Source organism: Streptomyces sp. NPDC037083, from assembly GCF_055606485.1.
This window is the reverse complement of sequence record NZ_JBVJSQ010000009.1, coordinates 124838-145521: the sequence shown is the minus strand read 5'-3', so window position 1 is coordinate 145521 and position 20684 is coordinate 124838. Positions and strand designations below refer to the sequence as shown.

Annotated in this window: 15 protein-coding genes and 3 pseudogenes; 11 read left to right on the top strand and 7 right to left on the bottom strand. The window is 72.5% G+C overall.

What is annotated here, in order from left to right; translation table 11 throughout:
* Positions 1–43: 43 nt before the first annotated feature.
* A pseudogene (locus tag ACZ7DE_RS24220) lies at positions 44–830 on the bottom strand (LLM class flavin-dependent oxidoreductase); the annotation flags it as partial.
* A gap of 40 nt (positions 831–870) precedes the next feature.
* Between ACZ7DE_RS24220 and ACZ7DE_RS24215 the strand changes: the two are divergent.
* The 4 genes from ACZ7DE_RS24215 (at position 871) to ACZ7DE_RS24200 (ending at position 5706) form a co-directional block, all read left to right on the top strand.
* Entirely contained in the window at positions 871–1473 is a 603-nt protein-coding gene (locus tag ACZ7DE_RS24215; RefSeq protein WP_470764501.1) for a response regulator transcription factor, read from the top strand.
* 131 nt (positions 1474–1604) lie between these two features.
* Positions 1605–2264: a YceI family protein gene (locus ACZ7DE_RS24210; RefSeq protein ID WP_470764500.1), complete on the top strand. Its 660-nt coding sequence runs from the start codon at positions 1605–1607 to the stop codon at positions 2262–2264.
* Positions 2265–2501: 237 nt separating this feature from the next.
* Positions 2502–4904, top strand: coding sequence for an Orn/Lys/Arg family decarboxylase (locus ACZ7DE_RS24205; protein WP_470764497.1), 2403 nt, complete (start codon positions 2502–2504; stop codon positions 4902–4904).
* Positions 4905–5049: 145 nt separating this feature from the next.
* Positions 5050–5706 (top strand): TetR/AcrR family transcriptional regulator, encoded by a 657-nt coding sequence (locus tag ACZ7DE_RS24200; protein ID WP_470764495.1) that lies wholly within the window; start codon positions 5050–5052, stop codon positions 5704–5706.
* Positions 5707–5964: 258 nt separating this feature from the next.
* Here the strand turns inward: ACZ7DE_RS24200 and ACZ7DE_RS24195 are convergent, their stop codons facing one another.
* Complete coding sequence (locus ACZ7DE_RS24195; RefSeq protein WP_470764493.1) at positions 5965–6606, bottom strand: TetR/AcrR family transcriptional regulator; 642 nt, start codon at positions 6604–6606, stop codon at positions 5965–5967.
* Positions 6607–6743: 137 nt separating this feature from the next.
* Here ACZ7DE_RS24195 and ACZ7DE_RS24190 point away from each other — a divergent pair, with 137 nt between their 5' ends.
* From ACZ7DE_RS24190 to ACZ7DE_RS24175, 4 genes are read left to right on the top strand one after another with little or no spacing between them, the layout of a single operon-like run.
* Positions 6744–7889: a VOC family protein gene (locus ACZ7DE_RS24190; RefSeq protein ID WP_470764491.1), complete on the top strand. Its 1146-nt coding sequence runs from the start codon at positions 6744–6746 to the stop codon at positions 7887–7889.
* Positions 7886–8824 carry a fumarylacetoacetate hydrolase family protein gene (locus ACZ7DE_RS24185; protein ID WP_470764489.1) on the top strand — a complete coding sequence of 313 codons (939 nt, stop codon included), beginning with the start codon at positions 7886–7888 and terminating at the stop codon, positions 8822–8824. The genes ACZ7DE_RS24190 and ACZ7DE_RS24185 overlap by 4 nt, the downstream gene beginning before the upstream one ends.
* Positions 8821–10422 (top strand): bifunctional 3-(3-hydroxy-phenyl)propionate/3-hydroxycinnamic acid hydroxylase MhpA, encoded by a 1602-nt coding sequence (gene mhpA, locus ACZ7DE_RS24180; protein WP_470764487.1) that lies wholly within the window; start codon positions 8821–8823, stop codon positions 10420–10422. The genes ACZ7DE_RS24185 and mhpA overlap by 4 nt, the downstream gene beginning before the upstream one ends.
* The gene (locus ACZ7DE_RS24175; RefSeq protein ID WP_470764485.1) at positions 10419–12446 is read left to right on the top strand and encodes an acetoacetate--CoA ligase; all 2028 of its coding nucleotides are present in this window, start codon (positions 10419–10421) and stop codon (positions 12444–12446) included. Before mhpA ends, ACZ7DE_RS24175 begins: the two co-directional genes overlap by 4 nt.
* Before the next feature lie 117 nt (positions 12447–12563).
* Here the strand turns inward: ACZ7DE_RS24175 and ACZ7DE_RS24170 are convergent.
* Positions 12564–12702, bottom strand: a pseudogene (locus tag ACZ7DE_RS24170) (rhodanese-like domain-containing protein); the annotation flags it as partial.
* Between the two features lie 685 nt (positions 12703–13387).
* Here ACZ7DE_RS24170 and ACZ7DE_RS24165 point away from each other — a divergent pair.
* Together ACZ7DE_RS24165 and ACZ7DE_RS24160 are read left to right on the top strand one after the other, a co-directional pair.
* A complete protein-coding gene (locus ACZ7DE_RS24165; RefSeq protein ID WP_470764483.1) occupies positions 13388–14317 on the top strand; it encodes an ABC transporter ATP-binding protein in 930 nt (309 codons plus the stop codon).
* The gene (locus tag ACZ7DE_RS24160; protein WP_470764481.1) at positions 14317–15141 is read left to right on the top strand and encodes an ABC transporter permease; all 825 of its coding nucleotides are present in this window, start codon (positions 14317–14319) and stop codon (positions 15139–15141) included. Before ACZ7DE_RS24165 ends, ACZ7DE_RS24160 begins: the two co-directional genes overlap by 1 nt.
* A gap of 78 nt (positions 15142–15219) precedes the next feature.
* Here ACZ7DE_RS24160 and ACZ7DE_RS24155 read toward each other — a convergent pair.
* Positions 15220–15560, bottom strand: a pseudogene (locus ACZ7DE_RS24155) (RHS repeat-associated core domain-containing protein); the annotation flags it as partial.
* Between the two features lie 262 nt (positions 15561–15822).
* Here ACZ7DE_RS24155 and ACZ7DE_RS24150 point away from each other — a divergent pair.
* Positions 15823–17217 carry an MFS transporter gene (locus tag ACZ7DE_RS24150; protein WP_470764931.1) on the top strand — a complete coding sequence of 465 codons (1395 nt, stop codon included), beginning with the start codon at positions 15823–15825 and terminating at the stop codon, positions 17215–17217.
* A gap of 94 nt (positions 17218–17311) precedes the next feature.
* Here ACZ7DE_RS24150 and ACZ7DE_RS24145 read toward each other — a convergent pair whose 3' ends face one another.
* From ACZ7DE_RS24145 to ACZ7DE_RS24135, 3 genes are all read right to left on the bottom strand, one after another.
* Positions 17312–19240, bottom strand: a complete 1929-nt coding sequence (locus ACZ7DE_RS24145) for a helix-turn-helix domain-containing protein (protein WP_470764479.1) — start codon at positions 19238–19240, stop codon at positions 17312–17314.
* 88 nt (positions 19241–19328) lie between these two features.
* Entirely contained in the window at positions 19329–20132 is an 804-nt protein-coding gene (locus tag ACZ7DE_RS24140; RefSeq protein ID WP_470764477.1) for a 3-hydroxybutyrate dehydrogenase, read from the bottom strand.
* A 54-nt stretch (positions 20133–20186) separates the two neighbouring features.
* Positions 20187–20666 carry an NUDIX hydrolase gene (locus tag ACZ7DE_RS24135; RefSeq protein ID WP_470764475.1) on the bottom strand — a complete coding sequence of 160 codons (480 nt, stop codon included), beginning with the start codon at positions 20664–20666 and terminating at the stop codon, positions 20187–20189.
* Positions 20667–20684 lie beyond the last annotated feature (18 nt).

Below are 20684 nucleotides of genomic sequence, written 5' to 3'. Positions count from 1 at the left end.
CTCAAATTGTACGAAACGACAGACCGTCCCGGAGCGCGCCGCTTCAGGCGGTGAGCGCTTCTGCTCGGCGCATCACCTCCCGGCAGAACGCGCCCACCCCGGCGCCCGCCCCGGTCGGGTCGTCGATGAGCTGGTTCGGTTTGACGCAGAACGTGGTGAAGCCCTGCTCCTGTTGCTCCGGGATGTCCGCCAGCCCCGCGCCGAGATCCGCGGTGGAGCGGTCGTCCGGGAAGACCGCCCGGGTGCCGCCGACAATCTCCAGGCCGGCGGCGTCCCGGCCCGCCGCGGTCATGGCCTCCTCGATCGCGTGCATGTCCTGCGGTGACGGCCGCCCCAGCGGGTGGAACCCGTGGCCGTACCGCACGAGTCTGCGCAGGACGGGACCGCCGAGGCGCTGTCCGCCGAACCAGAGCCGCGGGCCGCCGGGCCGGAACGCCTTGGCTCGAAATAGACGTCCCGGAACGGGTAGTGCTCGCCGTGGTGCGAGATCGGCGACGCCCCCAGGCCTTCTCCCAAACTTCCAGGTGCTCGTCGAGCAGCCTCCCGGGGCGTGCGAACGGCACGCCCAGGGCGTCGTACTCGTCCCGGCTCCAGCTCACCGTCGGCTGCACCAGCAGCCGTCCCTCGCTGATCAGATCGAGGGTGCCCGGTTCCCGGGCCATCAGCAGCGGATGGCGCAGAGGCGCCGGCACGGCGGCTGCGGCCAGTCGCAGGCGTTCGGTCACCGAGGCGATCGCTGCGAGCAGGAGCAGCGAGTTCGGCCACGGGGTGTACGGGTCCTGGTTGCCCGGCAGGGCGTAGTCGCGCGGGTTGCCCATCACGCCCACGGCCGGGGGCGTCATCGCCGTCCCCGGCCGCCGGCCCGCAGAGGTGCTGACGGACGAGGAATTCGGCTGCCTGGCAACGGCGTTCGCGCACTTCGGCGGTCATCGGCTGCGGGTGCTGTGGCCGGCGGGCCGCGACTGGCGCCGGGTGGTGCTGTGCCGGTGCACGACGGGCTCGCCGATCGCACGCGAGGCGGTCCTGGTGACCGAGACGCCGACCCGACCGCCCTACGGTCTCAGCCCGCGCGAACTGGAGGTGCTCACCCGGGCCGGGGGGCAGACCAACCAGGCCATCGCCCAGGCGCTGTTCCTGTCGCCGCGGACCGTGCACAGTCACATCGAGCACCTGCTCCGCAAGACCGGCAGCGCCTCCCGGGCGGAGGCCACGGCGCTCGCGCTGCGCGACGGACTGCCGCGGCCGACGACAGAGGAGCTGGAGCACTTCGTCGAGCGGATCCCCGCCGACCGAGGGCGGCGCCCGCCGTCGGCCGCGCGCTCCACGGCGAAAACCGGCCGACCACAACGCGCCAATCGGCAACGGTATTCGGCGAGACCCGATCGGCGCTCCGTCCGCATCGCCGAGGACCGCTGGACGCGCACCGAATTCCATCGGCTCGTCATGAACCGATTTCGGTTGACTTTTCGGTGACGGGAATGTGTGGATGTTGTAGCCGCCCGTCAAGTGGCGCCTGCGTATAGGCCTTTCAGTACTGATTCGAGCCGTCGCGGCCGGCGCAGGCGGCTTGCGACGATATCCGCGGTGCAGTAACTAGGTGATGCATGAACCTGTTCACCCGCGGCGCGTCCCTCCGACGTTCGGCGTCCTCCGACGATGCGCAACTCCCCGTCGGCTCGCCCGGCTCACGCTCTGCCGGCGTGCTGGATCCCGCCATGGCGGCGCTGACCGGAGAGTGGATGATCGACCCGGCGCACAGCCGCATCGGCTTCTCCGTCCGGCACGCCCTGGTGACCACGGTGCGCGGGGCTTTCACCGAGTACCGGAGCCGTCTGTGGTTCGACGGCCGCGACCCCTCCCGCTCACGGGCCGAGATCCTGCTGTCCACGGCCAGCGTCGACACCGGTGTGGAGCAGCGCGACGCCCATCTGGTCGGTCGCGACTTCCTGGACGCGGCGACCTATCCGCATATGCGTTTCGCGAGTACCGACGTGCAACTCGCGAGCCCGGACGTCTACCGCATGACCGGCGACCTCACCATAAAGAACGCCACTCGTCCCGTAGTTCTCGACCTCACCTACATTGGACATGTCACCGACCCGTTCGGTTATGAACGGGCCGGTTTCGACGGCACCACCACGATCGACCGTTCCGAATGGGGACTTACGTACAATGCCCGGCTGGCGGAGGGCGGTGCCATGGTGAGCGAGAAGGTGCGCCTGCAATTCGACATCGCCGCGATTCGCACCCCCGCCGCCGACTGACCGCCGCCGGCGTCGCGCGCGGTCGCCGTCGGCCTCGCACGCGGTCGCCATGGGCGTCGTCGTCGGGCGACCGTCACCGTCACGGCCGACCGACTGCCCGCCTTGCTCCCGTGCCGTCAGCCGGGGCGAAGCTCGTTCCGTCCTGCGGGTGGTTTGCGGCGCCGTGGTCGCGAAAGAGCCCCCGCACGCTCGGAGACTGGGCGGGGCGGCGCCCTGCCGCCGGGACGAGGGGGACGCATGACGGACAGCAGGCTGCTGGTCGCGGTACGGGAGCATCCGCGCGACGAGGGCGCGGGCGCCGAGCAGTTGGTGCGCATCCGGGAGGCGATCGAGGCACGGGGATTCGACGTCCGCTGGGCCGTCGACGCCGACGACGCTGAGGCGGTCCTGCGCACCGAGGCGGGCCTGACCGCCGCCCTGGTCGCCTGGGAGCTGCCGGACCGGGCCGGCTCCGCGGGCGAGCCCGGCGGGGCCAGGGTCCTGCGCTCCATCGGCCGGCGGTTCCGGGACCTGCCGGTCTTCCTGGTCATGACCGACGACGGAGTGCACGACCTGCCGCTGTGGGTGTCGGAGTCGGTCGTCGGGTACGTGTGGCCGCTGGAGGACACGCCCGGGTTCATCGCGGGCCGGATCACGACCGCGGCCCGCGCCTACCGGGAAGCCGTCCTGCCGCCCTTCTTCCGCGCGCTGCGCCGCTTCGACGACGCACACGAGTACTCCTGGCACACGCCGGCCCACTCCGGCGGCGTCGCCCTGCTGAAGTCACCCGCCGGGCGGGCCTTCCACGACTACTTCGGCGAGCGCCTGCTGCGCAGCGACCTGTCGATCTCCGTCGGCGAGCTCGGCTCGCTCTTCGAGCACACCGGCCCGATCGGCGAGGCGGAGCGCAACGCCGCCCGCGTCTTCGGCGCGGACCTCACGTACTTCGTGCTGCACGGCGACTCCACCTGCAACCGCGTGGTCGGCCACTTCAGCGTCACCCGTGACGAGATCGCGCTCGTGGACCGCAACTGCCACAAGTCGGTGCTGCACGGACTGGTGGTGTCCGGCGCGCGCCCGGTCTATCTCGTCCCCACCCGCAACGGCTACGGCCTGGCGGGGCCGCTGCCTCCGAAGGAGCTCGCGCCGGAGTCGGTCGCCGCCCGGATCGCGGCGAACCCGCTGACCGAGCAGGCGCCGACGCCGGACGCCCAGTACGCCGTCTTCACCAACTCCACCTACGACGGTCTGTGTTACGACGCCCCGGCCGCGGCCAGGGCGCTCGCCGCGAGCGTTCCCCGGCTGCACTTCGACGAGGCGTGGTTCGCCTACGCCCGGTTCCACCCGCTCTACGCGGGCCGTTACGGCATGTCGGTGGACGAGAACGCCTTCCCCGGCCCCGACCGCCCGACGGTGTTCTCGACGCAGTCCACGCACAAGTTGCTGGCCGCCCTCTCGCAGAGCGCCATGATCCACGTCAGGCCCGCCCCGCGGGCGCCCGTCGAACACGACCGGTTCAACGAGGCGCTCATGATGCACGGCACCACCTCCCCCCTCTACCCGATGATCGCGTCCCTGGACGTGGCGACCGCGATGATGGACGGGCCGCAGGGCCGCTGGCTGATCGACGAGGCCGTGACCGAGGCGGTCCGCTTCCGCCAGGAGATGGTGCGCATCCGGCGCCGGGTCGAGGAGGCCGGCGACCGGCCGCCCTGGTTCTTCGGGGTGTGGCAGCCGGACGCGGTCACCGACCCGGTCAGCGGCGCGCGTCTGCCGTTCGAGGAAGCTCCCCCCGAGCTGCTGCGCACCGAGCCGTCGTGCTGGCATCTCGCACCCGGCGCCGACTGGCACGGCTTCCCGGATCTGACCGACGGCCACTGCATGCTCGACCCGATCAAGGTCACGCTGACCTGCCCCGGCATCGACGCGACCGGGCGGACGGCCGCGTGGGGCATCCCGGCGCGGGTGCTCACCGCGTATCTGGCCACGCGGAACATCGTCGTGGAGAAGACCGACAGCTACACCACGCTCGTGCTGTTCTCCATGGGCATCACCAAGGGCAAGTGGGGGACGCTCCTGGACGCGCTGATGGACTTCAAGGCCCTCTACGACGAGGACGCCGGTCTCGACCGGGTGCTGCCCGCGCTGGTCGCCGAGCACGCCCGGCGCTACGCCGGCCTGACCCTGCGCGAACTGTGCCAGGACATGCACGACCACCTGCGTTCGGCCCGCCTCGTCGAACTCCTGGACACCGCGTTCCGGGAACTGCCCGAGCCGGTCGCCCCGCCGCAGCTGTGCTACCAGCGGCTGGTCCGCGGCGGCACGCACCGTGTGAGGCTGGCCGACGCGCCCGGACAGGTGGCCGCCGCCATGGTCACCGTCACCCCGCCCGGCATTCCCGTGCTCATGCCCGGCGAGAGCGTCGGCGGCCCCGACGGCCCGCTGCTGCGCTACCTCGGGGCGCTGGAGTCCTTCGACCGCCGCTTCCCCGGCTTCCGCAGCGAGACCCACGGCGTCACCGTCGACCCGGACACCGGCGACTACCTCATCGAGTGCCTGCGCCCGACGGCCGAGGAGGCGACGGGGCCGAAGGCGCGCGGGCGCCGCATCGCCACGCCCGCCCAGCGCAGTCACCCGAAGGAGAGCCGCAGGCGTCCGTGAGGGGGACGCCTGCGGAGGGCGTCCCCGCACGGCGGCACCGGTCCCTGCGTCACCGGCACCTCGCCGCCCGACAGAGGTGACGATCTCCTCATGCCTGACGGACCGCCGATAGGGTGGGCCCCGAAACCCGCGAGAGGGAGCAGGCATGACGGAGGACGTCCCGAGCCGGACGGAGCGGCGGAAGGCGCGCACCCGGGCCGCGCTCGTCGAAGCGGCCACGGCCTTCATCGCGGCCGGCGACACCAACGTCCCGATCCTGGAGATCACCCAGGCCGCCGATGTGGGCATGGGGTCGTTCTACAACCACTTCGAGAGCAAGGAGCAGCTCTACCAGGCCGCTGTCGAGCACGCCCTCGAAGCGTACGGTGATCTGCTGGACGAGCTGACGACGGATCTCGCCGACCCCGCTCATGTCTTCGCGCAGAGCTTCCGCCTGACCGGACGTCTGCACCGCCGCCGACCGGCTCTCAGCAAGGTCCTGCTGAGCAACGGGTCGGCCCTGGCCGTGCCGGACAAGGGCATGGCCTCCCACGCCCTCCGGGACATCGAAGCCGCGGTCCGCGCCGGCCGGTTCAGCGTGCGCGACCCCGAACTGGCCCTGGTCGTCGTCGCGGGCGCGCAGCTCTGCCTCGGTCAGCTCCTGCACGACCACCCCGAGCGGGACGAGGCGCAGGCCACCGACCAGATCGCCGAGGACCTGCTGCGTCTGCTCGGCCTGACCGCCGACGAGGCCCACGAGATCTGCCGGCTGCCGCTGCCCGACCTCGCCGCCACGGGCAGCGGCCAGGGTTCCGCCGCTTGACGGACGGGCCCATCGCGGGGGCCCGACTCCGGCACTCCGACGGATGCCGGTGCAGACCAGCGACGCCCCCCTGTCACCGCACGGGCACGGCGTCGCTGCAGGAGGCGACACCTCAGGGGCCACGGCGACGCAGGGGCCGCGGCGTCACCACAAGAGCACGGCGGACACGGCAGGGGAACGGCCGACACAGCACGGCGACGACGACAGACCCTCGGCGCCCGCGAAGGCGGGGGCGGCCTCGTCGCGGCGCTCGCCCCCTCAGTCGCCGGAGCCGGGAGGCAGGGGGCGCCGGGCGATCTCGTGGGCCTCGTCCTGCGGCAGACCCAGCATGCGCAAGGCCATCTCGGCCAGGCTCGCGGCGGCCTCCTCGCCGTCGAGATCAGGGCGGGAGAACCTCAGCTCGACCAGTGACAGCAGCGTCCCGCCCACGGCGGACAGGGCGATGGCCGGGTCGACGGGCGTGAAGCGGCCGGCGGCCATGCCCCGCTCCAGGTCGCGGCGAGCACGCGGGGCGCTGCCCTTGTCGGAGTGGATGTGCGCGAGGCCGCGGTGGCGCAGGACCCGCATCAGATCCGGGTGCGAGTCGGCCATCCGGGCGGTGAGGCGGAAGCCGGCCGCGACGAGTTCGGCCGGGTCGTCGATCTCCCGCAGCCGCTCGTCGATGGCCTGACCGAACTCCTCCAGCGCGTCCGAGACCGCGGCGTCGAACAACTCCGTCTTCGACTCGAAGTGGTTGTAGAAGGAGCCGAATCCGACGTCCGCCCGGTCGGCGATGGCCTGGATGCTGACGCCGGTCTCACCGGTCTCCGCGAGGATCTGCCGCGCCGCGCGGACGAGGGCCCTGCGGGTCGCCGCGCGTCGTCGCTCGAAGCGATTGGCGGCCGGCGCTGATGTGGACATGGAGCGGAGTCTAGCAACCCTGGTGACCGAGTCAGCATCTCTGAGTTTTTCGTCAGTTAACAAGCGGCCACCTATTGACGACGAGATTCGCAGAGTTGATGATTTCCTCATTACGGCAATGTTGCTTGGAGGACGCCATGTCCGAACCCCCTGCCGCCCAGGCCGACGTCACGACCGCCCACCAGGACCTGCACAGTGAGCAGGGCGCCCTGCGGGGCGAGCACCCCGGGCGCGCCCGGAACCCGGTGATCAAGGTGGCCGATCTCGCCTGGGTGGAGTTCGAGAAGCCCGATCTGGACCGCGCGGAGGTCTTCGCGCGTGACTTCGGGTTCTCCGTCGCCGCCCGCGGGCCGGACGCCCTCTGGCTGCGCGGCACCTTCGCCGGCTCCCCCTGCGCGGTGATCCGCCGAGGGCCCGCCTCCCGCTTCATCGGACAGGCGTTCCACGCTGCCGAACGGTCCGATCTGGACCGTCTGGCCCGCGCGACGGGCACCGCGGTACGGGACGCGGACGTCCCCGGCGGCGGCAAGCAGGTCGACCTGCTCGACCCCTCCGGCGTCCCCGTGCGGGTGGTGCACTGCGCCGAGGAGCTGCCGGAGCTGCCCGGACAGCGGCCGCTCCTGCTCAACTTCGGGACGGATCACCGTCGCCGGAACGCCACCCAGCGCCCGCCGCGCGAGCCGTCACGGATCCAGCGGCTGGGGCATCTGGTGCTGGAGACCAGGGTGTTCGCCCGGAGCATGAACTGGTATCTCGACACGCTCGGGATGATCGTCAGCGACTTCCACTTCCTGGACGGGCAGCGCGAGCGCGGGCCGGTGATGGCGTTCATCCGCTGTGACCGGGGAAGCGTCGCCGTGGACCATCACACGCTGGCCATGCATCTGGGACCGGGGACGCACTACGTCCACTCCGCCTACCAGGTCAGCGACCTCGACGCGATCGCCGCGGGCGGGGAGTATCTGGCCGAGCGCGGCTACCAGCGCAGCTGGGGCATCGGCCGGCACGTCCAGGGCAGCCAGATCTTCGACTACTGGCGTGATCCGGACCGTCTCATGCTGGAGCACTTCGCGGACGGCGACCTGTTCTCCTGCGACGTGGAGCCGGGATGGGCTCCGCTGTCGGCGAGCGGGCTGGCGCAGTGGGGGCCGCCCGTCACCCGCGAGTTCCTCGGCACGAATCCGTCACCCGCCAAGATCCGCGAACTGCTGCGCGCGCTGCGCGACGACAGCGAACTCGACCCCGCCCGCCTGCTGGGCCTGCTGAAAGCGATGACCCCATGAGCACGAACGTTCTGCGTACCGCGCACGACTGGTGGGTGGTGCGCGACGAGCGCGCCGTCCGTGTCGAGACCGAGGCCGTCACCACCGCCGAGCTGCTCGCGGACCGCGCAGCGGTACGGGATGCCGCCGTCTCCGGCGAGACGGGCACGCCCGTCGCGGAACTGACCGCGCTGTCCCCGGTCACCACGCCGTGCCGGGTCGTCGCGCAGATGGTCAACTACCGCAGCCACGCCCGCGATTCGGGCTTCACGGGTGAGATCCCGCCCACCTTCTTCCGCAAGGCCTCCGGCTCCGTGAGCGGCCCGAACGACACCGTCGTCAGGCCCGCGCATGTGAGGTTCCTCGACTACGAGGTCGAACTCGGTCTGGTCATGGGCGCCCCCCTGCCGGTGGGCACGGTGGTCACGGAGTCCGACCTGCCCTCGTACGTGGCGGGACTGGTCCTCACCAACGACGTGAGCGCCCGCGACGTGCAACTGACCAAGGGCCAGTTCTACGAGAGCAAGTCGTACCCCACCTTCACGCCGACCGGGCCCTACCTGGCTCTGCTGGAGCCGGAGGACTTCCCTCACCTCCTCGATCTGCGGCTGAGGTTGTCGGTGGACGGCAGCCCCCGCCAGGACCGGACCCTGGCCGACATGATCGTCCGGCCGGCGCAGGCGCTGACGCTGCTGGCCCGCTTCCAGAACCTCGACCCCGGGGACCTGCTGCTCACCGGAACTCCCGGCGGCACGGCCCTGAAGGCGCCGCCGAAACCGGTCGAGAAGATCGGCGCACTGCTGCCGCCGGCCCTGAAGTGGAAGGCGTTCTTCAACAGCCAGGCGCGCAACCCGCACTACCTGCGCGAGGGCCACGTCATCACCGCCACGATCGCCACCCCCGACCGCCGGATCGACCTCGGTGAGCAGCGCACCCCCGTCGCGGACGCGCGGTGAACGCAGTCTCCCGGGCGCCCGTGGTGATCATCGGCGCCGGACCGGTGGGGATCACGGCCGCCCTCCTGCTCGCCCGGCGCGGAGTGCGCAGCGTCGTCCTCGAACGCCACCAGGACGTCTACCCGCTGCCGCGCGCCGTCGCCATGGACGACGAGGTCCGGCGGATTCTGCAGGCGGTGGGCGTCCACGAGGAGTTCGCCGCGCTCGCCCGCCCGGCCAGGGGTCTGCGGCTGCTCGACGCCCGCCACCGGGTGATCGGCGAGTTCCGGCGCTCCGAGCACGGGCACCACGGCTTCCCGCAGACCAGCATGTTCGACCAGCCGGCGTTGGAGAGGCTGCTGCGCGAGGCGCTGGCGCGGCGGCCCGAGTGCGAACTGCGAAGCGGCGTCGAGGTGGTCGGCGTCGACCAGGACGGCGACGGCCCCGTCCGGGTGACCTTCCGCCCTGACGGCGGGGAGACCCCCGAGTACCTGGACGCGGACGCCGTCCTCGGCTGCGACGGCGCCGGCAGCCTCACCCGCCAGGCCATCGGCGCGGTGTGGGAGGACCTGCGTTTCGAGGAGCGCTGGACCGTCGTCGACGTCCGCACGGACCTCCCCGTCCGCTCCTGGGAGGGCGTCGAGCAGGTCTGCGACCCCACCCGGGCCGCGACGTTCATGCGGATCGCCGAGGACCGCTACCGCTGGGAGTTCCGCCTGCGGGACGGGGAGGAGCTCGACGCCCGGCGCGTACGGGAGCTGATCGCCCCGTGGGTCGAGGACGCGTACGACGGCGGGCTCGAGGTGATCCGGCAGGCCCAGTACACCTTCCGGGCCCGTGTCGCCGACCGCTGGCGCCGGGGGCGCGTCTTCCTCCTCGGCGACGCCGCCCATCTCACCCCGCCCTTCATCGGCCAGGGCCTGTGCGCGGGCATGCGCGACGCGCACAACCTGGCGTGGAAACTCGCCCGCGTCCTGCGCCAGGGCTCCGGCGAAGGCCTGCTGGACACCTACGAAAGCGAACGCAAGCCGCACGCCCGCCACATGATCCGCCTCGCGGTGGCCATGGGCTGGGCCATGACCGGAGGCCAGGGTCGTGCCGCCGCGCTGCGCCGGAGCCTGACGAGCACGGCCTGCCGCATACCCGCCCTGCGGGAGGCGGCCGGCCGCGACCTCGGTGCGGCCCCGGGGCACAGCGCCCTCGTCCGACGGCGCGTCCGCCCGGGCGGACGGCGCCTGGCGGGCACGTTCTGTCCGCAGCCCCGGGTGGGCTTCGACGCCGGGTCGGTCCGCCTCGACGACCTGCTGGGCGACTCCTTCGCCGTCCTGAGCGCCGTGCCTGCCGCGCCCTGGCTGCGAGCGGTCGCGGGGGCGCTCGGCGCACGGATCGTCGGCACGGACGGTCTCGGCGACGACGGCGTCCTCGCCGCCTGGCTGCGCGACGGCCGTGCGGACGCCGTCCTGCTGCGCCCCGACCGCATGGTCATGGACGTCGTCCCGGCGGGCGCCGCCGACTTCACGGACACGGCCGGATGGGCGCCGCTGCTGTGCTCCAACCGACTCTCCTCCCCCGTCGAACCGCTCGCCACCGCACGCCTGCCGAGGAGCGCATCGCGATGACCAGTGCACAGCCCACACCTCCCGCAAAGCCCTTCTGGGCCTTCGATCCGGAGGCTGCCGCCACCAGCCGCATCGCGGACTTCGGTCGCTGGGTCGCCCTGCACCGAGGCGTTCGGGACGTCCATGACCACACCGACTACGCCGCCCTGCACCGCTGGTCGGTCACCGACCTGGAAGGGTTCTGGGGCGCGGTGTGGGAGTACTTCGACGTCGACGCGGCGACCCCCTACGAACAGGTGCTGGCCGAGGAGAAGATGCCCGGCGCCCGCTGGTTCACCGGCGCCACCCTCAACTACGCCCATCACGCCCTGCGCCTCCTCGGCGACGACCGGCCCGCGATCATCGCGCTGGACGAGACCGGCGTCGGCCGCGAAGTGTCCGGGGCGCAACTGCGCGCCCAGGTCGCCTCCGTCGCCGCCACCCTGCGTGACCTGGGCGTCGGCCCGGGTGACCGGGTCGTCGGCTATCTGCCCCACACCCCGCACGCCGTCGTCGCCTTCCTCGCCGCCGCCAGTGTCGGGGCCGTCTGGTCGGTGTGCGGCCAGGACTACGCCGCCCAGGCCGCCGCCGACCGCTTCGCGCAGTTGGAGCCGACGGTTCTGATCGCGGCCGACGGCTACCTCTTCAACGGCGCCACCCACGACCGCCGAGCGGCCGCAGGGGAGTTGGCCCGTGCGCTTCCCACCCTGAAGGCCACCGTCTTGGTGGACCACGTCGGGCTGCCCTGGCCCGAGGACGGCTACCCGGCCGTCGCTCTCCCGTGGGCTGACGCGGCCGGCCGCTCCGAGCAACTCAGCTGCACGCCCGTACCGTTCGACCACCCGCTGTGGGTCCTGTTCTCCTCCGGCACCACCGGCCTGCCCAAGGGCATCGTCCACGGCCACGGCGGTGTCCTGCTCGAACACCTGAAGACCCTGGGGCTTCAGTCCGACCTTGGCGCCGGCGACCGTCTCCTCTGGTACACCACCACCCACTGGATGATGTGGAACCTGACCGTCTCCACGCTGCTGACCGGAGCGACCGCCTGCACGTACGACGGCAGCCCGGCGCCGCTCACCCGGCCGGACCTGTTGTGGGAACTGGCCGCCCGCCACCGTGTCACCCTCTTCGGCACCAGCCCCCAATACCTCCTGGGCATGGCCAAGTTCGGCATCGACCCGGGCGTGCACGACCTGTCGTCCGTGCGGGCCGTCGGCTGCACCGGCTCCACCCTGCCCGCCTCCGCCCACCCCTGGGTCCGCGACCACGTGGGCGAACGCGTCCAGCTCGCCTCCAGCACCGGCGGCACGGACGTCGCCTCCGGCTTCGCCGGGAGCGCCCCCACCACATCCGTCTGGGCGGGCGAGCTGTCCGCGCCCTACCTGGGCGTCGCCCTGGCCGCGTACGACACCGAGGGCCACCCGGTGGTCGACCGGGTCGGCGAGCTGGTCGTCACCCGCCCCATGCCGTCGATGCCGCTGTACTTCTGGAACGACCCCGACGGCGACCGCTACCGGGACGCCTACTTCACCACCTACCCCGGGGTGTGGCGGCACGGCGACTGGATCACCCTCACCTCGCACGGCTCGGTGATCGTCCACGGCCGCTCGGACTCCACCCTCAACCGCAACGGCGTACGGCTGGGCAGCGCCGACATCCACGACGTCGTCGAACGCCTCCCGGAGATCACCGAAGCGCTGGTCATCGGCGCGGAGGAACCGGACGGCGGCTACTGGATGCCGCTGTTCGTGGTCCCCGCGGCCGGAGTGGAACTGGACGACGCCCTGCGGGACACAATCCGCCTCGCCATCCGCACCGACGCCTCACCCCGTCACGTGCCCGACGAGATCCTCGCCGTACCGGGCATCCCCCACACCCGCACCGGCAAGAAGCTCGAAGTCCCCGTCAAACGCCTCCTCCAGGGCGCGCCCGCCGACCAGGTCGTCAACCCTGCGACCGTCGACAGCCCCGAACTCCTCGCCCACTTCATCCGCCTGGGCGCGGAACGCCGGGCCGCGCGGCGGGGGCGGGAAACGCGGGGATGACAGCACGGCAGGAGGCCGCAGTCGCGGACGACTCATGCCGACAGGTCGTGGCCCCGGCGGGAGCGAGCTGGAGCTCGAGGCGCCGACGGAACTCCATGGCGCCCTCGAGCGCACCGCTCAGCGGTTGCGCGGAGCGGCGAGCACGGTCTCCAGGTCGGCTGCGCGCGGGCGGCTGGGGGGGCAGCTCGCCGAGCACGGCCGCCCTGCCGCAGGTGTTCGTGAGGGCGGAGAAGACCAGGCCACCCGCGACGCCGGCGGGATCAGCGGGAGAGCGCCGGCGCACCCGCGTCGGCCTCACGGCAGCAGGAGTCTCGCGTGTTCCAGCAGCCACTCCTCCAGAGTGCGCGGCTTACATCCGAGTACGCGTTCGACGAAGTCGTTGCGAGCCCGGACGACTTCGTTCTTTGTCCGCCGACCGTGTGGATCTCCACCCCGACTTCGACCGGCGCGACCTGTCGTGCCTCCGACGACCGGCTGCTCGTCGTTCGGTGCAGTACGAGGAACCCGATGGGCTGTGCGGTGAGAACCGCGAGCGCGCCGAGCAGGGTGACGCCTCACGCCGGCCGGGCGCGCGGCGACAGGGGACCGCCGCGGAGCGCCCGTCCGCCCGCTCCGCCGCCGGCTGCTGCTGCTGCCGTGGCGGGATACCGGCTGACGCCTCACCAGCGCACCGACCACCTGGGCCTGGTTCCCGTGCGCGCAAAGCCGTCGGTCACGGCGCTGAAGGAGCGCGGACAGCGCGGCGCACGTCCGGCGGCTGATCGGTGGCCGCAGGTCGCCCCTGAGGCGTACCCGTGATCGGCGACGAGTGGTACCGGGGTACCACTCGGGCGGCGAAGTGTCTCCCATGGTGCCAGGGTTCGGGCCGGCCGCGCTTCTAACGTCGACTGCACAGGTCGCGGCGCTCGCCCGGCCGAGTCCGAGGTGAAAGACCCATACCCATGATCGAAGCACGTGAGCTGACCAAACGGTACGGCGACAAGACCGTCGTCGACGAGTTGAGTTTCACCGTGAAGCCTGGTGAGGTCACCGGCTTCCTCGGGCCCAACGGCGCCGGCAAGTCCACCACCATGCGCATGGTCGTCGGCCTGGACTCCCCCACGAAGGGCTCGGTCACCGTGGGCGGCACGTCGTACGCGAAGCACACGGCGCCGCTGCACGAGATCGGCACCCTGCTGGAGGCCAAGTCCGTCCACCCCGGCCGCAGCGCCTTCAACCATCTGATGGCGCTGGCGTACACCCACGGCATTCCGCGCCGCCGGGTCGACGAGGTCATCGAACTGGCCGGTCTGACCAGCGTGGCCGGCAAGCGGGTGGGCGCCTTCTCGCTCGGCATGGGTCAGCGGCTCGGCATCGCGGCGGCCCTGCTCGGCGACCCGGCCATCGTCATGCTCGACGAGCCGGTCAACGGCCTCGACCCCGAGGGCGTGCTGTGGGTGCGCAATCTGCTGCGCTCACTGGCCGACGAGGGCCGGGCGGTGATGCTCTCCTCGCACCTGATGAGCGAGACGGCAATGATCGCCGACCACCTGGTGATCATCGGCCGCGGCCGGCTCCTCGCGGACACCACCGTCGACGACTTCACCCGGGAGGCGAGCGGCGGCGGTGTGAAGGTCGCCACCGCCGAGGCCGCCAGGCTGCGCTCGTTGCTGGCGGGCCCGGACGTCTCGATCTCCTCCTCGTCCGCCGAGGAACTCCTGGTCTCCGGACGCGATGCCCGGGAGATCGGGCTGATCGCGGCCGAACACGGGGTGGCGTTGTACGAACTCACCCCGCAGGCCGTGTCGTTGGAGGCGGCGTTCATGGACCTGACCAGGGACGTCGTCGAGTACCAGAGCCACCCCGCCGAGACCGAGCGAAAGGCAGCCTGATGACCGTCACCCCGCTCTCCCCCACCCCGGCCTACAAGGTCACCGGTCCGCGGGTGCTGCGCGCGGAGTGGGCCAAGTTCTGGTCGCTGCGCTCCAGTTGGATCACCCTCGCCGTCGCCGTGGCCTTGCTGATGGCCCTCGGCGCGATCGCCTCCGCCACCTACAGCCCCGACACGGCCACCACCCAGGGCGGGCCGCCCGGACCCGGCTCCGGCGAGCAGGACGCAGTCAGCCTCGCCCTGCTCGGGGTGACCTTCGCGTCGCTGGCGGTCGGCGTGCTCGGCGTCCTGTTGTCGGCCGGCGAGTACACCACCGGCATGATCCGCTCCACCCTTACCGCCGTCCCTCGCCGCCTGCCCGTCCTGTGGTCCAAGGCCGCCGTGATCGGCCCCATCGCCCTGGTCCTGACCACGCTCGGCGCCCTCGCCGCGTTCCAACTGGGCACCCTGGGCCTGCACGGCGAGAAGATCGCCCTGTCCCTGGGCGACGACGGCGTGCTGCGCAGCCTGGCCGGCGCCGGCCTCTACCTCGCGCTGGTCGCCGTCGCGGGTGTGGCCCTGGGCGTGCTGCTGCGCTCCAGTGCCGGGGCGATCGCGGTCCTGGTCGGCGTCCTGCTCATCCTCCCGGGCCTGGCCTCCCTGCTGCCCGACTCCGTCTACGACAACATCAACCCCTACTTCCCGAGCAACGCGGGCTCCGCGGTGTACGCCCTGCGCCAGTCTTCCGACGCCCTGTCCCCGGGGGTGGGACTCGCCGTCTTCGCCGGGTGGGTGGCCCTCACCCTCGCCGCAGCCGCCTGGCGGCTCCTCAAGACCGACGCCTGAGGGGCGGCGGGAGAAAGTGGGGATGACGAGACAGGCCCGCGACCGCCGCCCGGGGGGACGACCGCCGCACCGTCCCCCGAGCCCGTCGGGGTCGCTCTTGGTGATCGGGCTGTTGTTGGCGTAGGCGTAGCCGTTGATCTGCAGCGGGTCCGCGAAGTCGACCACGGGGTCGGCAGAGAGGAAGCGTCCGGTCGACTGGTCGTACTCGCGGGCGCGACGTGGGTGAGCCCGGAGTAGGTGTCGTCGATGCCGGTGCCGAAATAGCTGCGCGCGTTGGGCCAGGCCTCGGGGCGGGCGCCGCGCGTCTCGCCGTACGGCTTGAAGGCGCGGCGGGTGACGGGCTGGCCGGTGCTCTGCTCCACCGAGGTGGTGGCCGTGCCGTCGCCGTCGTTGAGGATGCGGGCGCCGGTCCTGGTGCCGATGCCGGGCATGGACATCGCGCCCCTGGAAGGAGGGTGGGCCTCTATCAGTTCTTCGCTCCAGTGGGCACAGCGCCCCTCGGACAGCGCATTCGCAGGCCCGATGGAGTCTCTCGCCGAGGCTGTGGGCGGCGGCATCATGGCGGCGGCACGCACCTCGGCACCCAGAACTATGGTGTCCCACCACATGTGCCATTGACCTGCGCGTTCCTACGGTATGGCGACACGAAACGTCCCCGCCAACCGCATGGAAGTGGTGCCGATGTCCTCCCCCGCGACCGCTCCCCCCTCCCCGGGAACCCCCGCCGGCCTCAAGCGCATCGTCGCCGCCAGCCTCATCGGCACCACCATCGAGTGGTACGACTTCTTCCTCTACGGCTCCGCGGCCGCCCTCGTCTTCAACAAGCTGTTCTTCCCGGACTCCGACCCGCTCGTCGGCACGCTCCTGTCGTTTCTGACCTATGCCGTCGGCTTCGCCGCCCGGCCGCTCGGGGCGCTGGTCTTCGGGCACTACGGCGACCGGCTCGGGCGCAAGAAACTCCTGGTGCTGAGCCTGCTGCTGATGGGCGGGGCGACCTTCGCGATCGGGCTGCTGCCCACCCACGCGACGGTCGGGAGCGCCGCGCCCGTGCTGCTGACCACGCTGCGGCTGATCCAGGGCTTCGCGCTGGGCGGCGAGTGGGGCGGGGCCGTTCTGCTGGTGTCCGAGCACGGGGACGCCCGGCGGCGCGGGTTCTGGGCGTCGTGGCCGCAGACGGGCGCGCCGGCGGGGCAGTTGCTCGCCACCGGCGTGCTGTCCCTGCTGACCGCCGTGCTCTCGGACGCCGCCTTCGCCTCCTGGGGCTGGCGGATCCCGTTCCTGCTCTCCGGTGTGCTCGTGATCGTCGGTTTGTGGATTCGTCTGTCTGTCGACGAATCACCCGTCTTCCGGGAGGCGTCGGCCCGGGCCGAGGCCCGCAAGGCGGCGCGGACGGCGGACGCCGAGCGGCTCCCGCTGGTGTCCGTGCTGCGCCACCACTGGCGTGACGTGCTGGTCGCGATGGGCGCGCGCATGGCGGAGAACATCTCCTACTACGTCATCACCGCGTTCATCCTCGTGTACGCGACCACCTCGGCCGGCGTCTCCAAGCAGACCGCGCTCAACGCCGTCCTCATCGCGTCCGCCGTGCACTTCGCGGTGATCCCCGCCTGGGGCGCGCTGTCCGACCGGGTCGGGCGGCGGCCCGTGTACCTGCTCGGGGCGGTGGGGATCGGGCTCTGGATGTTCCCGTTCTTCTCGCTCGTCGACTCCGCCTCCTTCGGCGGTCTCGTCCTGGCCGTGACCGTGGGGCTGGTGCTGCACGGGGCGATGTACGCGCCTCAGGCCGCCTTCTTCTCCGAGATGTTCGCGACCCGGATGCGCTACTCCGGAGCCTCCATCGGCGCCCAGTTCGCCTCGGTCGCGGCGGGCGCCCCTGCGCCGCTCATCGCCACGGCGCTGCTCGCCGACTACGGCAGTTCCACCCCGATCGCCCTGTACGTGATCGCCGCGGCCCTGCTGACGGTCGTCGCCGTGGGCGTCGCCAAGGAGACCCGGCACCGCGACCTGGCCGACGTCGGGTCCGCCGCGGACGCGGAGCCCGTCCCGGCCCCCGCCGCGGATGTGCGCGCCGTCTGACTCCGGCCCCGGCGCGCGTCCCGACCGTCACCGGCCGCCCTCTCGCCGCCCCCGTACGCCGTCCGCGCGTACGGGGGCCGTTCCGAGAGGGCCATCAGTGCCGGGTCGGGGCAGCCAACCGGTGCAGTCTCAGGGCCAGTTGGATCTCCAGGACGCGAGCCGGGCTCTGCCAGTCCTCGCCCAGGAGGCGGCCCACGCGCTCCAGACGCTGGGCCACCGTGTTGACGTGGACGTGGAGTTCGTCCTTGGTGCGCGCCGGGCTCATGCCGGAGGCGAAGTACGCGTCGAGGGTGTGCAGCAGGTCGGTGCCGCGCCGTTCGTCGTAGGCGACGACCCCGCCTATCGTGCGGTCCACGAAACCGGCCACATCGCGGTCTCCCGCCAGGAGCAGGCCCAGGAAGCCGAAGTCCTCGGCGGCCGCCCCGTCGCCGGTACGGCCCAGCAGTCTCAGCGCGTCCAGACAGCGGCGGCCCTCCTCGTAGGCGGCCACCACCGCGTCCGGTCCCGCGGCGAGGTCGCGCACCGGGGCGGACGCGCCGACGGTGACCGTCTCGTGGACGGCGCCGCCCAGGTGCAGCGCCGTACGGCGGGCCAGCTCCGTCGCGCTGTCGCCGGGCTCAAGGGGCAGCAGCAGGACGGTGCCGCCGTCACGGGCGGCGGCCAGGCCGTGCCGGGTGGCCGCCAGGTGGGAGGCGGCGGCCCACAGACGGCGGCGGGCGGCCGCCTCGTGGTCGGCGTCGGGCGCGACGGCGTCGAGGCGGGCGGCGAGCACGACGTGCGTGGCGTCGAGGTCGGCGTGCAGCCGGGCGGCGCGTTCGCGCAGCAGGCGCGGGTCGCGGTCGCGGGCGTCGAGCAGGTCGTCGAGGAGCTCGCCGCGGACGCGCTGTTCGGCCTCGGCCGCGGAGCGTCGGGCCAGGAGCAGCAGGGACGTCACCATCGCGGCCCGCTCCAGGGTGCGCTGGTCGACCGGATCGAGGCCCGGGTGGCCGCGCAGCACCAGGGCGCCGAGCAGTTCCCCGCCGGCCGCGACCGCCGCGATCCAGTCCTCCCCGTGGCGTACGGCGTGGCCCTCCGCGCGCGAGGCCTGCAGGGCGTCGGCGGGCGCGCTCTCGGTGAACTCCACGGCGCCGTCGAGCACCTGCGAGACCGCGGCCGCCACGTCGTGGACCCCGCCGCCGCGCAGGACCAGTTCGGCCAGCCGGTCGTGGACGTCGGAGGCGCGCTCGATGACAGCGCTGCGGTCTCGGATGATCTCGTTGGCGTGTTCCAGACCGGCCAGCGCCGAGCGCGTCTCGGTGAGCAGGTTGGCGGTGTCGATGGCGGCCGCGGCGAGCGCCGCGAAGGATCCGAGCAGGGCGATCTGCTCCCGTTCGAAGACCCGGGCGCGCCGGTCGGCGGCGAACAGCACGCCGATGACGTTCGGTCCCAGCGTCAGCGGAACGCCGAGGATCGCCACCAGCCCCTCGTCGCGCACGCCCGCGTCGATGGCCGCCGTGTGCCGGAAACGGGCGTCGCGGAAGTAGTCGTCGGTGACGTACGGACGGGCCGTCTGGGCGACCAGGCCGCCGAGGCCCTCCCCCATCCCCAGCCGCAGTTGCTGGAAACGGGCGGCGACGGAGCCCTCGGTGACCCGCATGTAGGTGTCGCCTCTGACCGGGTCGTTCAGACTGAGGTAGGCGATGTCGGTGCCGAGCAGTGAGCGGGCCCGCTGCACGATCGCCTGCAGGACGGCGTCCACGTCGCGCAGGCCCGCGAGATCGTGGGCCGTCTCGAAGAGCGCCGACAGCTCGGCCTCCCGGCGGCGCCGGCCCTCCAGTTCCGAGCGCACCCGCAGCGCGAGCAGCTTGGCGTGTTCGAGCGCCGCGATCCGTTCGGGCGACGCCTTCTCGGCGCGGGCGAGCAGCACGGGCCGGTCGTACGCCTCGGCGGCCGCGCCCCGGGCGAGCAGCTCGAGGAACGGCGCGTCAGCGCCGGGGGCGGTACCGGGCGCCGCGACGGCGCCCTCCGTGTGATCGCGGGACATGTGCACAGGATTCCTCATCGCCCGGCCGGTCCGTCAGCCCTGTGGACAACCGGGCGGACGACGGCGACCGCGCTGTCGCCGGGGACGCTCAGTGCGCCGTCCAGCCGCCGTCGAGGACCAGCGAGGCGCCCGTGACGAAGGACGCCCGGGGTCCGCACAGGTAGGCGACGGCTTCGGCGACCTCCTCCGGTTCGATGAGCCGTTTGACGGCGCTGTCGCGCAGGAGCACCTCGGCCAGCACGCGTTCCTCCGGGATGCCGTGCGTCCGCGCCTGGTCGGCGAGCTGGCGCTGCACGAGCGGGGTGCGCACATAGGCGGGGTTGACGCAGTTGGAGGTCACGCCGTGGGCCGCGCCTTCGAGGGCCGCGGTCTTCGACAGGCCTTCGAGCCCGTGCTTGGCCGCGACGTAGGCCGACTTGAAGGCGGAGGCGCGCAGTCCGTGGACGGAGGACACGTTGACGATTCGGCCCCAGCCCTGTCCGTACATGTGGGGCAGGGCGCCGCGGATGAGCCGGAAGGGCGCCTCCAGCATCACGGTGAGCACCGTGTGGAAGACGTCCGGGGGGAACTCCTCCAGGGGGGCCACCCGTTGCAGTCCGGCGTTGTTGACCAGGACGTCGGTCCCCGCGGCGGCGAGTTCGGCGGCGTCCAGGTCGGTGAGGTCCAGAACGTACGGTTCGACCGAGCCGGGCAGGCCGACGGCGTTCCCGGTGAGCCGCTCCAGGCCGGCCTCGTCCCGGTCGACGGCCCGGACCTTGGCCCCGGCGGCCGCGAGCCGCAGCGCACAGGCACGTCCGATGCCGCCGGCGGCGCCGGTGACGAGGGCGGTCCGACCTCCGAGGTCGAGCGAGGGGGCGGCGGGGCCGGGGGCGGCGGCCTGGGACGAAGTCATGCCTCGACCCTAGGCAGAGCCATGCCCCCGTCCCATGTGGTCACCGCCCACACTTCATTCGGAAGTCGTGGTCTCGAACCACGTGGGTTCGTCGGAGAGCGCCTGCTTGATGCGGAACAGCTGCCGTTCGTGCAGGGACGGCAGGGCGTCCAGCGCGAACCAGCCCACCGCGACGGACTCGTCGTCGTTGACCCGCGCTTCGCCGCCGACGGCCCGGCAGCGGAAGGTGATGTCCATGAACTGGCACGCGTCGCCGTTGGGGTACTCCACCCGCCTCCCGGCGCGCACCAGGACGACGCGCTCCGGGACGCAGTGCACGCCCGCCTCCTCGTGGACCTCCCGCACGGCACAGTCCGCGGGCTGCTCGCCGGGGTCCGGGATTCCGCTGATCACGGTCCATTGGCGGTTGTCCGCGCGCTGCCCCAGCAGCACCCGGCCGTCCCCGTCGAACACGACGGCACTGACGCCCGGGAGCCAGAGCAGCTGGTGCCCGGCGGAGGCCCGGATCTCGGTGATGAAGTCGGGAGTCGGCATGGGCCGACCCTATCCGGC

Excerpts from the sequence above, each read along its gene's own strand:
- ACZ7DE_RS24210 (WP_470764500.1), top strand. The coding sequence starts at position 1,605 with ATGAACCTGTTCACCCGCGGCGCGTCCCTCCGACGTTCGGCGTCCTCC.
- ACZ7DE_RS24205 (WP_470764497.1), top strand. The coding sequence starts at position 2,502 with ATGACGGACAGCAGGCTGCTGGTCGCGGTACGGGAGCATCCGCGCGAC.
- ACZ7DE_RS24200 (WP_470764495.1), top strand. The coding sequence starts at position 5,050 with ATGACGGAGGACGTCCCGAGCCGGACGGAGCGGCGGAAGGCGCGCACC.
- ACZ7DE_RS24195 (WP_470764493.1), bottom strand. The coding sequence starts at position 6,606 with ATGTCCACATCAGCGCCGGCCGCCAATCGCTTCGAGCGACGACGCGCG.
- ACZ7DE_RS24190 (WP_470764491.1), top strand. The coding sequence starts at position 6,744 with ATGTCCGAACCCCCTGCCGCCCAGGCCGACGTCACGACCGCCCACCAG.
- ACZ7DE_RS24185 (WP_470764489.1), top strand. The coding sequence starts at position 7,886 with ATGAGCACGAACGTTCTGCGTACCGCGCACGACTGGTGGGTGGTGCGC.
- ACZ7DE_RS24175 (WP_470764485.1), top strand. The coding sequence starts at position 10,419 with ATGACCAGTGCACAGCCCACACCTCCCGCAAAGCCCTTCTGGGCCTTC.
- ACZ7DE_RS24165 (WP_470764483.1), top strand. The coding sequence starts at position 13,388 with ATGATCGAAGCACGTGAGCTGACCAAACGGTACGGCGACAAGACCGTC.
- ACZ7DE_RS24160 (WP_470764481.1), top strand. The coding sequence starts at position 14,317 with ATGACCGTCACCCCGCTCTCCCCCACCCCGGCCTACAAGGTCACCGGT.
- ACZ7DE_RS24150 (WP_470764931.1), top strand. The coding sequence starts at position 15,823 with ATGTCCTCCCCCGCGACCGCTCCCCCCTCCCCGGGAACCCCCGCCGGC.
- ACZ7DE_RS24145 (WP_470764479.1), bottom strand. The coding sequence starts at position 19,240 with ATGTCCCGCGATCACACGGAGGGCGCCGTCGCGGCGCCCGGTACCGCC.
- ACZ7DE_RS24140 (WP_470764477.1), bottom strand. The coding sequence starts at position 20,132 with ATGACTTCGTCCCAGGCCGCCGCCCCCGGCCCCGCCGCCCCCTCGCTC.
- ACZ7DE_RS24135 (WP_470764475.1), bottom strand. The coding sequence starts at position 20,666 with ATGCCGACTCCCGACTTCATCACCGAGATCCGGGCCTCCGCCGGGCAC.